The sequence below is a fragment of the Stappia sp. ICDLI1TA098 genome, assembly GCF_054880955.1.
On sequence record NZ_JBTZBT010000001.1, the window covers coordinates 1,455,612 to 1,470,144 of the forward strand.

Genomic DNA, 14,533 nt, shown 5'->3' on the forward strand with positions numbered 1-14,533 from the left:
CTTGCTTCGCAAGTCCGGGTTCCGCAAGTCTGACGGGGATCGGCCGGAATTTCATCCCGAATCCGACCTCTAGAAGTCGGTGGGAGCCCCGCCCTCCGCCTTGCGGCGGGCGACGAAGTCGGCAAGCTCCTCGGCAATGGAGGGATCGAGGGCAGGGGCCTCGTATTCATCCAGGGCACTGCTGAGCACAGTTCGCGCCTTGTCGAAGGCGGTCGGACTGCCGGCCTCTTGCCAGGTCTCGAAGTTGCGCCAGTCGGAGATGATCGGCGCGTAGAAGGCGGTCTTGTAGCGGGCCTGGGTGTGGGCGGTGCCGAAGAAATGGCCGCCCGGTCCGACATCGCGGATGGCCTCGAGCGCCAGCGCGTCAGGCGAGGTGTCGAGCGGCTCGAGGAAGGTGTCGAGCATCTGCAGAAGATCGATGTCCATGATGAATTTCTCGAAGCCGGCCGTCAGCCCGCCTTCCAGCCACCCGGCCGCATGCTTGATGTAGTTGGCGCCGCCGGAAAGCGCGCCCCAGAAGGAGAACACGGTCTCCCATGCCGCCTGCGCGTCCGGGCTGTTGGCGGCGCAAACGGCGGACGAGCGGTAGGGCAGGCGATAGCGGCGGGCGAGCTGGCCGCCGACGATGGCGGCCTGCATGTATTCCGGCGTGCCGAAGGCGGGAGCACCGGACTTCATGTCGACATTTGAGGTGAAGCCGCCGTAGACGACCGGTGCGCCAGGCCGCACGAGCTGGGCGAAGGCGAGACCGGCCAGCGCCTCTGCGTTCTGTTGCACCAGCGCGCCGGCGATGGTGACGGGCGCCATGGCTCCGGCGAGGGTGAAGGGGGTGAGGACGATGGGCTGTCCGCGCCGCGCCATCTCGATGATGCCCTGAAGCATCGGTGTGTCGAGGCGCAGTGGCGATGAGGAATTGATGATCGAGATCGTGCAGGGCGTCGCGTCGAACTCCGCCTCGCTCAGGCCCAGCGCGATGCGGGCCAGCTCCATGCCGTCGAGATTGCGCTCGCGCCCGAGCGAATAGATGTGGAACGCCTTGTCGGTGAGCGTGATGAAGTCATGGATGCAATCAAGATGGCGCACCGAGGGATGCAGGTCGACCGGCTCGACCGGGTAGCCGCCATTGAGATCGATGACGTTGAAGACCTGGCTGAGGCGGACGAAATTGCGAAAGTCGGCCTGGTTCCCCGGCCTTCGCCCATGCTCCGCGTCCGAGCAGTTGGGGGCGCTGGCGACCCCGCTCCAGACAATGGAATCGCCGCCCATGCGCAGGTTGTGTGCCGGATTGCGAGCATGAAGCGTGAACTCGGCCGGCGCGGCGGCGAGCGCCTGCATGACCAGACCCCGGTCGAGGCGGACACGCTTCGTACCCGGCTCTGCCGGCGCGCCGGCGGCCTTCAGGATCGCCAGCGCCTCGTCGTTGATGAAATCGATGCCAACCGTCTCGAGCACTTCGAGAGAAGCAAGATGAATGGCCTCGAGCTGATCCTGTGAAACCGCCTCCACCGGGCGGTAGGGATTGCGCCGGGCGCGGAACGGACGCTGCTCGATACGGCGGTTTCTCGGGGCCGAACGGCGCCCGCTTCTCCCGCGCGGCGCGGCGTCGCCGTCCGCCGGCATTGGGTCACCAGTGTCGGGCATGGCATGCAAAGCTCCGCCATTCGCCAAGAAATACTTTCCCGGCGTAGTGTCTAGTGAAGATGAGATCCCGAAAATACGCGTATCAACCGCGCTTTTTCGCGATGGCGGCATGTGAAGTTGTCGCCAAAAAGGATCGTAGCTCGCATCCCGAGTGTCCGGCGATATCCACAAACCGACGCCAAGTGGCGCGATAACGACATGCTGTTCTGGGAAAAGGAAAAAAATCACAGGGATATTTTGCAAAACCCACTGACTTGCATGTTAATCTCGACGCGACCCGCCGAGCGACGCGCAAGCAGCCCGCCGGATGACATGCGCGCTCCGTCTGGCGGGATGCGCAAGTAGAACCAACGCGTTTCCGTATTTCGTCGCCTGTTTCCGGCGCCGGGACGGATGCCGCAGAAGGAAGCAGAAGCAAGCGCGCGGAACCGGCATCAGGGGCATGCCGGGCGCGACATCAACGCAGATACAAGAACACAAAGAGCCTGGAGGTAGACGGGGCTATGTCGACCAAACACACTTCGAACAGGGTGCACCCGAAGGTGCGCGAGGCGCAGGAACAGATGGATGGCGGCCGCATGAGCCGTCGCGAGTTCGTCCGCTTCGCAGCACTTCTCGGCGTCGGGGCCGGTACGGCCTATGCGATGGCGGGGCTTCCCGGACCGGCCTTCGCGGCGGATGGCGGCACCATGCCGTTCCCGGCCGATGATGCCGCGGCCAAGACCGGCGGCATCCTCAAGGTCGCGATGCAGGTGCAGAAAATCGACGACCCGGCGACCTTCTCCTGGACGCAGGCCTCCAACCAGACCCGGCACATGCTCGAGTATCTGGCGATGACCGGCCCGGACAACGTGACCCGTCCGATGCTGGCGGAGAGCTGGGAAGCCTCCGACGACCTCAAGACGTGGACGTTCCACCTGCGCAAGGGCGTGAAGTGGCACAACGGCGATGACTTCACCGCCGAGGACGTGAAGTTCAACTTCGAGCGCTGGACCGATCCCGACCTTGGCTCGTCCAACATCGGCCTGTCCTCGGTCTCGGCCATGGTCGAGGACAAGGACGGCAAGAAGCAGCTCATCGACGGCGCCATCGAGATTGTCGACGATCACACGATCCGCTTCAACCTGACGAAGCCGGTCCTGTCCTTCCCCGAGGACATGTACAACTATCCGACGGCGATCGTTCATCGCGGCTTCAAGCCGCCGCTCGACACGTCGATGAACGGCACGGGCGCCTATGCCATCGCCGAGAATGTCGTCGGCGACCGCTGCATCTTGAAGCGCGTCACCGAGGTCGACGGCCAGCCGTTCGAATACTGGGGTGGCAAGGTCTACCTCGACGAGATCCACTATTACAATTTCGACGCCGACAACCAGCTCACGGCCTTCGCGGGCCAGAGCGTCGATGCGATCTACGATTTCGGCGTCGAGCAGATGGAACTGGCCAAGGCGATCGAGGGCCAGATCATCGCAGCGCGCACGGCGCAGACGCTGTGCTGCCGCATGCGTGTCGATGCCAAGCCGTTCGACGACGTGCGGGTTCGCAAGGCCATCGCCATGGCCATCGACAACGCGACGATCAAGCCGCTTGTCTACCCCGAGGGCGGCGACATCGGCGAGAACTACCACGTCGCTCCGGTGCATCCGGACTATGAGGCGCTGCCGCCGATCAGCCGCGATGTCGAGGGCGCGAAGAAGCTGCTCGCCGATGCCGGCTATCCCGACGGCATCGAGGTGACCATCGATGTCGGCAACACCGACGGCCCCTGGCACCAGACCGTCGCCGAAGCGATGCGCGACCAGCTCAAGGACGCGGGCATCACCCTGAACATCAACGTCATTCCGGCGTCGAAGTACTGGGAGATCTGGACGAAGACACCGTTCGGCGCCACCGCCTGGACCCATCGTCCGCTCGGCACCATGGTGATGTCCCTCGGCTACCGCACGGGTGTGCCGTGGAACGAGTCCGGCTTTGCCTCGCCCGAGTTCGACGCGGCAATCGATGCCGCGGAGGCGACGCTCGACGTGGAGAAGCGCAAGGGGCTTCTCGCCAAGGCATCGAAGATCCTGCAGGACGCGGCTGTCGTCGTGCTTCCGATCTGGCGCCCGGTCTACTGCATGGCCTCCGACCAGGTGCACGGCTACCCCGCCCACCCGACCCAGTACCACCAGTTCAACAAGGTCTGGATGGGCTGACACGCGACCATCGGGACGCGCGGGGCGGACGGGCACATGCCGCCCCGCGCGCACCTGTAAGGAACGTTGGCCGGCATCGTCGGCGAGAGGGGGCGCGTTTGACCGGGGCTGGAACCACGGGGCGCGCGCCGGAAACGGTGGGCACCCATGATTAAACTTATCCTGCGCCGCCTTGTTCAGATGATCCTGATCATGGCGGTGTCATCGCTGTTGCTCTTTGCGATTTTCGACACGCCGGAATTCAAGAAGCGGCTCGCGGTGCAGGAACTCGGCGGCTTCGCCGTGTCCGCGCTGAGCGAGGAAAGCTACAAGAGCTGGCTCGCCGCGCGCGGCCTCGACGTGCCCTTCCACCAGCGTTACCTGAACTGGGTCGGCAACATCGTCACCGGCGATCTCGGCTTCTCCTACGAGAAGAACCGCCCCGTCGGCCCGCTGCTGGCCGACCGGCTCGCCAACACCGGCATCCTCGCCTTCTTCGTGTTCGCTCTGATGATCCCGCTGTCGCTGGTTCTCGGCGTTCTGGCGGGCATGAAGGAGGGCTCGCCGCAAGACAGGGTGATTTCCTTCGTATCCGTGTTCACCACCAGCATTCCCGAGATCGCCAGCGCGATCCTGCTGACGATCATCTTCGCACTCGGGCTCGGCTGGCTTCCGGTCAAGTCGGCGATGATCGGCGGCTTCTCGTTCCGCGAGCTGGTGCTGCCGGTGCTGACCCTCGTTCTCTACGACTTCGGCTATGTGGCGCGGATGACGCGGGCATCGATGGCCGAGGTGATGACCTCCCAGTACATCCGCACCGCCATCCTCAAGGGGCTGCCCTATCGCCGGGTGGTGATGAAGCACGCGCTGCGCAACGCGCTGATCGCGCCCTTCACGCTGATCGTGCTGCAGCTCAACTGGTTGCTCTCGGGCGTCGTCGTGGTCGAGGTGTTCTTCGAGTACGACGGCTTCGGCAAGCTCCTGCTCGAAGCCGCGCTCTTCCCCGACGTGGAGGTCGTCCAGGCCTGTACGCTCGTCGCCGTCGCCGTCGCCGTCCTGTCGCAGATCATTTCCGACATCGGCTACACCTTCCTCAATCCGCGCATCCGCTTCGCCTGAGGGGAGGGAGACAATGACCGCGACCGACCTTGATGACAGGACCAGCCTCCTCGACAGGCTCGCACATCCGAAACCCGTGATCGTGCTCATCGCGCTCATGTGGCTGCCGCTGATGGCCTATGTGATGCTCGGCAGGGGTGTCTTCGGAGAGAATGTGGAGATGGTGCTGTTGCCGGCCATTCCGGCAACGCTGTTGCTCTACGTGCTCGGCATCCGCACCTTCCGGGAAAGCCGGGTGGCGGTGATCGGGCTGACGCTCGTCTTCTTCTGGCTGCTGATGGCGGTGAGTGCCCCCTTCCTGCCGCTCATCGATCCGAACAAGCCAATCGCTCCCTTCGTCACGCCGCTGTCGGAAAAGCGCGACCTGTTCTTCTGGCTCGGCACCGACTTCAAGGGCAGGGACATGCTGTCGCGGGTGATCTGGGGATGCCAGCGCGTGATCGTCTGGGGCGTGACGGCAACCACTGTCGCCTATGTGATCGGGGCGATGTTCGGCCTGATCTCCGGTTATCTCAGCGGCTGGTGGGACGAGGTGATCTCCTTCGTCGCCAACGTCTTCCTGTCGTTCCCGGTGATGGTGCTGTTCATCGTCATCCTCAACTACCTGGGCCCGTCGGGCTTCAACATCGTCGTCGCGGTGACTTTCGCCTCGGCGCCGGCGATCATGCGCATCGTTCGCGGCCTGACGCTCGACATCAAGACGCGCGACTATGTCTTCGCCGCCCAGACGCGGGGCGAGCACCCGCTCTACATCATGGTCGTGGAACTTCTGCCCAACGTGCGCGGCCCGATCATCGTCGATGCCTGCCTGCGCCTTGGCTACACCACGGTGGCGATCACGACGCTGACGTTCCTCGGGCTCGGCCTGCAGCCGCCCGACCCGGACTGGGGCCTGATGATCCGCGAGAGCGCCAAGACGGCGATGCTGTGGAAGTTCTCCTACATGCTGCTCGTGCCGGCGCTGGCCGTGTCGAGCCTTATCCTGGGCTTCAACCTTCTGGCCGACGGCCTGAGGGAAATGAGCCTGCGCGACTGAAAAGGGGCTGGCCATGACCGATCAGACACCGGTTCTGGAATGCCGGAACCTCTGCATCTCCTATTACACCCGCTCCGGCGAGGTTCCGGCGGTGGTCGACTTCAACCTGAAGCTCATGCCGGGCGAGGCCCATGGCATCGTCGGCGAGAGCGGCTGCGGCAAGTCGACCGTTGCGCTCGCCATCATGCAGTACATGGGCAGCAACGGGGCGATCACCGGCGGCGAGATCCTGTTCGAGGGGCGCGACATGCGCACCATGAGCAACGAGGAACTGCGCCAGCTTCGCGGCTCGAAGATCGCCATGGTCTATCAGGAACCGATGGCCTCGCTGAACCCGGCCATGCGCATCGGCGACCAGCTCGCCGAAGTGCCGATGTTCCATGACGGGCTCTCGCGCGAGGCGGCGCTGGCCTGTGCCGAGGAGATGCTCGCCAAGGTCCGCCTGCCTGATCCCCAGCGCATCCTCAACTCCTTCCCGCACCAGATCTCCGGTGGCCAGCAGCAGCGCGTCGTCATTGCCATGGCGCTGCTGTCGAACCCGCGCCTTCTGCTTCTCGACGAGCCGACCACGGCGCTTGATGTCACGGTCGAGGCGGGCATCGTCGAGCTCATCAAGGAGATCGCCGAGGAGTTCGGCACCTCGATGATCTACATCTCCCACAATCTCGGCCTCATCCTGGAGACCTGCGACAGGCTGACGGTGATGTATTCCGGCGAGGCGGTGGAAGTCGGCGACATTCACGATGTCTTCGAGGAGATGCGCCACCCCTATACGCGCGGCCTGTTCGGCTCGATCCCGCTGCCGGGCGCCGACAAGAACGCCCATCCGCTCGTCGCCATCCCCGGCCAGTTGCCGCTGCCGCACGAGCGGCCCGAGGGGTGCAATTTCGGACCGCGCTGCACCTTCTTCCGTGACGGGCTTTGCAATGTCGGCCGGCTGCGGATGCATGGCGTGCCTGGCGACGACGACCACCGGGTGCGCTGCGAGCGCTTCGGCGAGATCGACTGGGACCGCGACCTGCCCAAGGGCGACGTCCGCCCGCCGGTGGAGGCCGGCGAAGTGGTGCTCTCCGTCGAGGAGATGACCAAGCATTACATCATCGACGACGGCGGCTTCCTTGTCCTTGGCGGCGAGCAGCGGGTGGTGAAGGCCAACGAGAAACTGACGTTCTCGGCCCGCGAGGCGGAGACGGTGGCGATCGTCGGCGAGAGCGGCTGTGGCAAGTCGACCTTCGCCAAGGTTCTGATGGGACTGGAGGACGCGACCGAGGGCAAGGTCATGCTCGGCGAGGTCGAACTCGGCGGCCTGCCGGTCGACAAGCGTGATGCCGCCACCATCTCGCGGCTGCAGATGGTGTTTCAGAATCCGTTCGACACGCTCAACCCCTCGCATACGGTCGGCAGCCAGATTGCCCGCGTCATTCGCAAGTTCGGCGTCGCACGCGAGGAGAAGGCGGTCGAGGAGATCGTCAACCGGCTGCTCGACACGGTGAAGCTGCCGCGCGAATTCGCCCGCCGCAAGCCGCGCCAGCTTTCGGGCGGCCAGAAGCAGCGCGTCGGCATCGCCCGCGCCTTCGCCGGCAATCCCAAGGTGGTGATCGCCGATGAGCCGGTTTCGGCGCTCGACGTCTCGGTGCAGGCGGCCGTCACCGAGCTGCTGATGGACATCCAGCGCGAAAACCGCACCACCATGCTCTTCATCAGCCACGACCTCTCCGTCGTGCGCTATCTGGCCGACCGTGTCGTCGTCATGTATCTCGGCCGGATCATGGAGCAAGGGACGACGGAAGAGATCTTCGCGCCGCCCTACCATCCCTACACGGAGGCGCTGCTTGCCGCGGTGCCTATCGCCGACACGCGGGTGGAGAAGCGTCACATCGTGCTCAAGGGCGAGATCCCGTCGCCGTCGAACCCGCCGAAGGGTTGTCCGTTCCAGACCCGTTGTCCCTACATGATGCCGGGAACCTGCGACGTGGAGCTTCCGCCGCAGCGCGCGTTCGGCTCGGGCCACAGGATCGCGTGTCATCTCGATCCGCTTGAACTCGAGCGCATGGAGCCGGTCATCAAGCCGCGCACGCAGGCCGCGGAATAGGGGGAACCTGCGGCAAGACCGAATGTTTGCGCCATGCGGCGGTGCCTTTGGTCCGTCCGATGGGCTAATGTGCGCCGCGCGAGGATTCACGCGGAGGTAAGCGCCCATGACGACCATCCGGACTGTTGAGCAGCTTGAAGAGATCTATGGCACGCCCGTCGAGGCATCGACGGCCAAGGAAATCGACTGGATCAACGACCAGTACGCGGCCCTGATGGCCGCCTCTCCCTTCGTGGCTCTGGCGACCGCCGGGCCGGAGGGGCTGGATTGCTCCCCGCGCGGCGACCGGGGCCAGGTCGTGGAGATCCTGGATCCGCGAACGGTGGCGATCCCCGACCGGCGCGGCAACAATCGCATCGACTCGCTGCGCAACATCGTCCGCGACCCGCGCGTCGCGCTGCTCTTTCTCATTCCAGGAAGCGGCACCACCTTGCGCATCAACGGCAAGGCGGTGGTGAGCGTCGACCCGCAATTGCTGGAGCGTTTCGCCGTCGACGGCAAGACACCGCGCTCGGTGATCCTCGTCAGTGTGGAGAGCGTTTACTTCCAGTGCGCACGTGCCATCGTGCGGGCCGAGCTGTGGACGCAAGCGGCCTGGCCGGAGATTTCCGGGCTTCCGACACCGGGGCAGATCCTGGCGCGCCTCAGCGAGGAGCGGGTCGGCGGCGAAAGCTATGACAAGGCCTGGCCGGAGCGCGCCGCCGCCTCGCTGTGGTAGGCGGGGCGGCCGCGTTCGTCGCCTGCTCTCATCCCTCGGGGCGGCAGATTTCGTCGCGGCGCATCGCCGCGATGGTCTTGAGCACCAGCAGCAGGATGATCGCGCAAAGCACGGCGTAGGAGACCAGCGTCAGGGCCTTCGGCACCAGCGTTCCGGTCGCCTCGCCAAAGCGCGACGACGCGATGGTGAAGCCGGCGACGGGGAAGGAATAGGCCCACCACGACATGGTGAAGGGCAGGGAGACCAGCCGGCCGACCTGGGTCAGCGTGATCAGCACGAACATCAGTGCCGAGTAGTAGAGAATGCGGGCGAAGGCATCGATCTCGCCGCCGTTCAGCTCCTGCCAGGCGACGAAGCCGACGGACGGCGGCGCGATGACAATGACCAGCGTCGGCAGCAGGCGCTCGGGCAGCGGATTGTGAAAGATCAGCCGGTTGAAGACCAGCGTCAGGAACACGAGCCAGAACAGCATCCCGACCGAGAAGAAAAACCACGACACCTCGATGTAGCCGAGCTTCACGCCCGCCATCGGCACGAGCACGTTGCCGACGGCGGGAATGAACCAGGCGGGCGTCAGATGCACGGTCTCGAAGGGGCGGTGGCTCAGCCAGGCGGCGACAACGCCCAGGATCACGCCGAGATGGGCAACGGCGGCGGCCAGCCAAAGCCCGTGCGCAAGCGGCCGGTTCCACGGCAGGATCGCGGCGGCGATGAGGAGCGCGCCGATGGTGATGGCTGGAAAGAAGGCGATGCGGATCGGATGGTTCCATTCGTCGCGGACCGACGCCGGATAGCGAAGGGCCTTGGCGAGGAAGACCGTGGAGATCGCGAGAAACACCAGCGTCGTGATCGCGGTAAGCGCCAGGCTCGCCGTGTGGGAAACGGCGAATTTCAGCTCGATGCGATGTGTCGCCAGCGTCAGGCCGGAAAGCCCCATGACGACGGCGAAGAAGGTCACCGGGAAATGCGCAAGCCAGGACTCGTTTCCCTCGGCCTCGCCCTGCGAGACGTCACGCGTGGTCATCATTCCCCCCGGATATTATATTCGACATCGTGAAACTTAAGGCTGATGCAAGCCATAGCCCAAATCGGAGCATGGCGATAGATCCGGAAAATTGGCCGGTCCGCCGCCTCGGGACTTGACGCTGGGACGCGGGGTGCCGAAGACAGTCCCGACGTTCCACCAGCGCGAGGTTTTCATGTCCGCACCGACCCGTCTTGCCATCGTTCTGGCCGCCGGCCTCGGCACCCGCATGAAGTCCGCGCGGCCGAAGGTGATGCACGAGGTCGCAAACCTCTCGCTCGTCGGTCATGTGATGAAGGCGCTGGCAGCGGCCGAGGCGACGCGGATCGCGGTCGTTGTCGGTCCGGACATGGCGGAGCTGCGCCAGGAGGTGGCGCGCCTTGCGCCTGCCGCCACCTGCCACGAACAGACCGACCGGCTCGGCACCGCCCATGCCGCTCTTGCCGCGCGCCCCGCCTTCGAGCCCCTGCCGGAGCAGATTTTCGTGCTTTTCGGCGATACGCCGCTGGTGCGCCCGCAGACGATCGCCCGTATCGGCGCCCGGCTCGAGGAAGGCGCCGATCTCGTGGTGCTCGGCTTTCGCGCGCGCAATCCGACCGGCTACGGCCGGCTCCTGGAAAAGGACGGCGCGCTCGTCGCGATCCGCGAGGAGAAGGACGCGAGCGACGCCGAGCGGCGGGTCGACTTCTGCAATTCCGGCATCATGGCGTTCCGCGGCGCGCGTTTCGCCGAGATCCTGGACCGCGTGCGCAACGACAACGCCAACGGCGAATATTATCTCACGGACGCGGTCGAAATTGCCCGAGGTCTCGGCCTTTCCGTCGCCAGCGAGACGGCGGAGGAGGCGGAGGTGCAGGGCATCAACACCCGCGCGCAGCTCGCCGACGTCGAGGCCGACTTCCAGACCCGCGCCCGGCGCGCGGCGATGGACGACGGCGCGACGCTGATCGCCCCGCAAACCGTGTTCTTCTCCCATGACACGGTCCTCGGCAAGGATGTGACGGTGGAGCCGAATGTGGTCTTCGGCCCCGGCGTCACGGTGGCCGACGGGGTGACCATTCGCGCCTTTTCGCATCTGGAGCAGGCCAGCGTCGGCGCGGGCACGACGATGGGGCCCTACGCCCGCCTTCGTCCGGGAGCAGTCATCGGAGCGGGCGCGCATATCGGCAATTTCGTCGAGATCAAGAACGCCACTGTCGAGGATGGCGCCAAGGTCAACCACCTGAGCTACATCGGCGATGCGCGGGTGGGAGCGAACGCCAACATCGGCGCAGGCACGATCACCTGCAACTATGACGGCTTCCTCAAGCATCACACCGACATCGGCGCGGGCGTCTTCGTCGGGTCCAATTCGACGCTGGTGGCGCCGCTGGTCATCGGCGACGGCGCCTACCTGGCGGCCGGAGGAACCGTGACGCAGGACGTGCCGGCCGACGCGCTCGTCATCGGCCGCGCGCGGCAGACGACCAAGGAAGGTCGCGGCGCATCCCTCAAGGCCCGCTTCCAGCGTGCCAAGGAGGAAAAGTCCTCCAAGGGCAAGGGTTGAAGCGCGCAGGCAGCAGCGGGACGCGGGCAGGCTAAACGACAAAGGCGGGCAACTGGGCCCGCCTTTTTTGCGTGTTTTCGTCCGCGGGAGAAGCGCTTCAGACCTTGTAGAAATCCCGGTACCAGTCGACGAAGGCCTGCACGCCGTCCTCGACGCTGGTCTTTGGCCGGAAGCCGGTTGCCTCGGCCAGATCGTCGACATCCGCCCAGGTGGCCAGCACATCGCCCGGCTGCAGCGGCATGTAGTTGCGGATGGCTTCCACGCCGCAGGCCTTCTCGATGGCATCGACATAGCGCAGCAGCTCGACCGGCTCCGAATTGCCAATGTTGAAGATCCGGTAGGGCGCGCCGCCGCTCGATGCCGGGTCGGGCACATCCGGGTTCCAGTCCGCGTTCACCGCCGCCGGGCGGTCGGCGATCCTGACGATGCCTTCGACGATGTCGTCGACATAGGTGAAGTCGCGCACCATCTGGCCGTTGTTGTAGATGTCGAGCGGCTCGCCGGAAAGGATCGCCCGGGTGAACTTGTAGAGCGCCATATCCGGCCGCGCCCAGGGGCCATAGACGGTGAAGAAGCGCAGGCCGGTCAGCGGAATGCCGAAGAGGTGGGCATAGGAATGGGCCATCGCCTCATTCGCCTTCTTCGTCGCGGCGTAGAGGGAGATCGGGTGGTTGCCGCCACGGTGGGCGGACAGCGGCATCGCCCCGTCCAGACCGTAGACGGAGGAGGTCGAGGCGAAGACCACATGGTCGACCGTGTATCGGCGGGCCGCCTCGAGGATGGTCAGGAAACCGGTGACATTGGCGTCCACATAGGCCTGCGGCTCGTCGAGCGAATAGCGCACGCCCGGCTGCGCGGCGAGATGGATGATGCGTTCCGGCTTTTCGCGCGCCATCAGCTCCATGACCGCGTCACGGTCTTCCAGCGAGATCCGTGCCTCGCTGAAATGGTTGTTGGCGTTGAGGATCGCGAGCCGGGCTTCCTTCAGGGCCGGGTCGTAATAGGGGCTCACGCAATCGAGCCCGATCACGTGCCAGCCGTCCCGCAAGAGCCTCTGGCAGAGGTGGAAACCGATAAATCCGGCCGAACCGGTCACAAGCAGCTTGCGCATCTCTTATCCTGTCGGTCCGCCGACGGGGCATCCGCCGGCGGCAATCGGTGGCTCTGTGTCTCCGATCGGGGAGGGAGGTGCAAGCCCTGTTCGTCAGGCGTCGAGCAAGGCTTTGAGCAGTGGACGCAGTTCGCTCGCCAGTTCCTCGTTCTCCAGCGCGAAGGCGATGTTGGCGGCGAGAAAGCCGGACTTGGAGCCGCAATCGTAGGTCTCGCCCTGGAAGCGGAAACCGGTGAAGGTCTGCTTTCCCATCAGCGCGAGCATCGCATCGGTGAGCTGGATCTCGCCGCCGGCGCCCGTCTCCTGATTCTCCAGCAGCTCGAAGATCTCCGGCTGCAGGATGTAGCGTCCGTTGATGAAGAGGTTCGTCGGAGCGGCGCCCGGCGCGGGCTTCTCGACCATGCCGGTGATGGAGAAGGTCCTGTCGGTCTGTGAGCCCTTGATGTCGACAATGCCGTAATTGTGGGTCTGGTCCTCGGGCACGGCCTCGACCGAGATCACGTTGCCGCCGTTGGCGTTGTAGACCTCAACCATTTCCGACAGGCACCCCGGCGCGGATTTCATCAGCATGTCCGGCAAGAGGATGGCGAAGGGTTCGTCGCCGATGATGTCGCGCGCGCACCAGATCGCGTGGCCGAGGCCGAGCGGCTCCTGCTGGCGCGTGAAACTGGTGGTTCCCGGCATCGGGCGGATCGCCTCCAGAAGCTTCAGCGCGCCGGCCTTGTTGCGCGCCTTCAGCGTATCCTCGAGCTCATAGGCAATGTCGAAATGGTCCTCGATGACGTGTTTGTTGCGTCCGGTGACGAAGACAATGTGCTCGATGCCGGCCGCCCGTGCCTCGTCGACCACATACTGGATGATCGGACGATCGACGATGGTGAGCATTTCCTTCGGCAGTGCCTTCGTCGCCGGGAGAAAGCGCGTTCCCAGCCCGGCGACGGGGAGAACAGCCTTTCGAATACGCTTCTTCTGCATGAATTATCTCTTCCGGTCCGTTGAGTGCCAACGTTCTTTGGTGGGCGCCGACAGGCAACTCTGTCTAGCCTGAATAGAACGCGGAACCAAGCTGACGGTTGCATTGCGGCACGCGCAGGGCGGTCAGCGCTTGCACCTCGCGACGCGGGGGACTACTCAACGAACGGGGAAAGTCAGGGTGCCGCGCCCCCGCGCGGCAAGACACGGAGCGCCAGCCGCAATGGCCACAAGCTGCAATTCGACCGTCACCGTCGGCAATGTCACGTTCTCGCAGACCGCGCCTTTCGCGCTGATCGCCGGACCCTGCCAGATGGAAAGCCGCGCGCATGCGCTCGAGATGGCCGAGGCGGTGCACGCCATCGCCACCGAACTCGGTCTCGATCTCGTCTTCAAGGCGTCCTTCGACAAGGCGAATCGCACCAGCCTCTCCGGGCGGCGCGGCGTCGGCCTGGCCGATGCGCTGCCTGTCTTCGCCGAGATCCGCGAGAAGTTCTCGGTGCCGGTGCTGACCGATGTGCACGCGCCCGAGCAATGCGGCATCGCGGCGGAAGTGGTCGACATCCTCCAGATCCCGGCCTTCCTGTGCCGGCAGACCGACCTTCTCGTCGCCGCGGCGGAGACCGGGCGCACGGTCAACGTCAAGAAGGGCCAGTTCCTGGCGCCCTGGGACATGAAGAACGTCGTCGACAAGGTCGTGCAGTCGGGCAATTCCAACGTGCTCCTGACTGAGCGTGGCGCCTCCTTCGGCTACAATACGCTGGTGTCCGACATGCGTGGCCTGCCGGTGATGGCGCAGACCGGCGCGCCGGTGATCTTCGACGCGACCCACTCCGTGCAGCAGCCGGGTGGGCAGGGCGGCTCGACCGGCGGCCAGCGCGAGTTCGTGCCGGTGCTGGCGCGCGCGGCCGTGGCGGTCGGCATCGCCGGCCTCTTCCTGGAGACGCACGACGACCCGGATAACGCCCCTAGCGATGGCCCGAACATGATTCATCTCAAGAACTTGAAGGATCTTCTTCAGGATCTGATTGAATTCGACAAGGTGGCAAAGTCGCGTTCACGCGCGCTCTGAGCACCTTTCCCTTTCCCACCGCCTCGGC

Annotated in this window: 11 protein-coding genes; 7 read left to right on the forward strand and 4 right to left on the reverse strand. The window is 65.1% G+C overall.

Going from position 1 to position 14,533, the window contains the following annotated elements; all coding sequences use genetic code 11:
- Window positions 1-69: 69 nt before the first annotated feature.
- Window positions 70-1,641 (reverse strand): trimethylamine methyltransferase family protein, encoded by a 1,572-nt coding sequence (locus ACSLUQ_RS06545; RefSeq protein WP_461808016.1) that lies wholly within the window; start codon window positions 1,639-1,641, stop codon window positions 70-72.
- Window positions 1,642-2,144: 503 nt separating this feature from the next.
- On the opposite strand from ACSLUQ_RS06545, the gene ACSLUQ_RS06550 reads away from it, so the two are divergent.
- The 5 genes from ACSLUQ_RS06550 (at window position 2,145) to ACSLUQ_RS06570 (ending at window position 8,780) form a co-directional block, all read left to right on the forward strand.
- Entirely contained in the window at window positions 2,145-3,836 is a 1,692-nt protein-coding gene (locus ACSLUQ_RS06550; protein WP_461808017.1) for an ABC transporter substrate-binding protein, read from the forward strand.
- 147 nt (window positions 3,837-3,983) lie between these two features.
- Window positions 3,984-4,934, forward strand: coding sequence for an ABC transporter permease (locus ACSLUQ_RS06555; protein WP_417773285.1), 951 nt, complete (start codon window positions 3,984-3,986; stop codon window positions 4,932-4,934).
- Window positions 4,935-4,947: 13 nt separating this feature from the next.
- Window positions 4,948-5,970 carry an ABC transporter permease gene (locus ACSLUQ_RS06560; RefSeq protein ID WP_417773286.1) on the forward strand — a complete coding sequence of 341 codons (1,023 nt, stop codon included), beginning with the start codon at window positions 4,948-4,950 and terminating at the stop codon, window positions 5,968-5,970.
- A 13-nt stretch (window positions 5,971-5,983) separates the two neighbouring features.
- Window positions 5,984-8,062, forward strand: coding sequence for a dipeptide ABC transporter ATP-binding protein (locus ACSLUQ_RS06565; protein WP_461808018.1), 2,079 nt, complete (start codon window positions 5,984-5,986; stop codon window positions 8,060-8,062).
- 106 nt (window positions 8,063-8,168) lie between these two features.
- Window positions 8,169-8,780, forward strand: a complete 612-nt coding sequence (locus tag ACSLUQ_RS06570) for a pyridoxamine 5'-phosphate oxidase family protein (RefSeq protein ID WP_461808019.1) — start codon at window positions 8,169-8,171, stop codon at window positions 8,778-8,780.
- A 28-nt stretch (window positions 8,781-8,808) separates the two neighbouring features.
- Here the strand turns inward: ACSLUQ_RS06570 and ACSLUQ_RS06575 are convergent, their stop codons facing one another.
- The gene (locus tag ACSLUQ_RS06575) at window positions 8,809-9,804 is read right to left on the reverse strand and encodes an SLAC1 anion channel family protein (protein ID WP_461808020.1); all 996 of its coding nucleotides are present in this window, start codon (window positions 9,802-9,804) and stop codon (window positions 8,809-8,811) included.
- Between the two features lie 175 nt (window positions 9,805-9,979).
- On the opposite strand from ACSLUQ_RS06575, the gene glmU reads away from it, so the two are divergent.
- Complete coding sequence (gene glmU, locus ACSLUQ_RS06580; RefSeq protein WP_461808021.1) at window positions 9,980-11,350, forward strand: bifunctional UDP-N-acetylglucosamine diphosphorylase/glucosamine-1-phosphate N-acetyltransferase GlmU; 1,371 nt, start codon at window positions 9,980-9,982, stop codon at window positions 11,348-11,350.
- 97 nt (window positions 11,351-11,447) lie between these two features.
- Here the strand turns inward: glmU and ACSLUQ_RS06585 are convergent, their stop codons facing one another.
- Together ACSLUQ_RS06585 and galU are read right to left on the reverse strand one after the other, a co-directional pair.
- Window positions 11,448-12,461 carry an NAD-dependent epimerase gene (locus ACSLUQ_RS06585; RefSeq protein ID WP_461808022.1) on the reverse strand — a complete coding sequence of 338 codons (1,014 nt, stop codon included), beginning with the start codon at window positions 12,459-12,461 and terminating at the stop codon, window positions 11,448-11,450.
- 93 nt (window positions 12,462-12,554) lie between these two features.
- A complete protein-coding gene (gene galU / locus ACSLUQ_RS06590; RefSeq protein ID WP_417773292.1) occupies window positions 12,555-13,436 on the reverse strand; it encodes a UTP--glucose-1-phosphate uridylyltransferase GalU in 882 nt (293 codons plus the stop codon).
- A gap of 220 nt (window positions 13,437-13,656) precedes the next feature.
- On the opposite strand from galU, the gene kdsA reads away from it, so the two are divergent.
- Window positions 13,657-14,505, forward strand: coding sequence for a 3-deoxy-8-phosphooctulonate synthase (gene kdsA / locus ACSLUQ_RS06595; protein WP_461808023.1), 849 nt, complete (start codon window positions 13,657-13,659; stop codon window positions 14,503-14,505).
- Window positions 14,506-14,533: the final 28 nt, after the last annotated feature.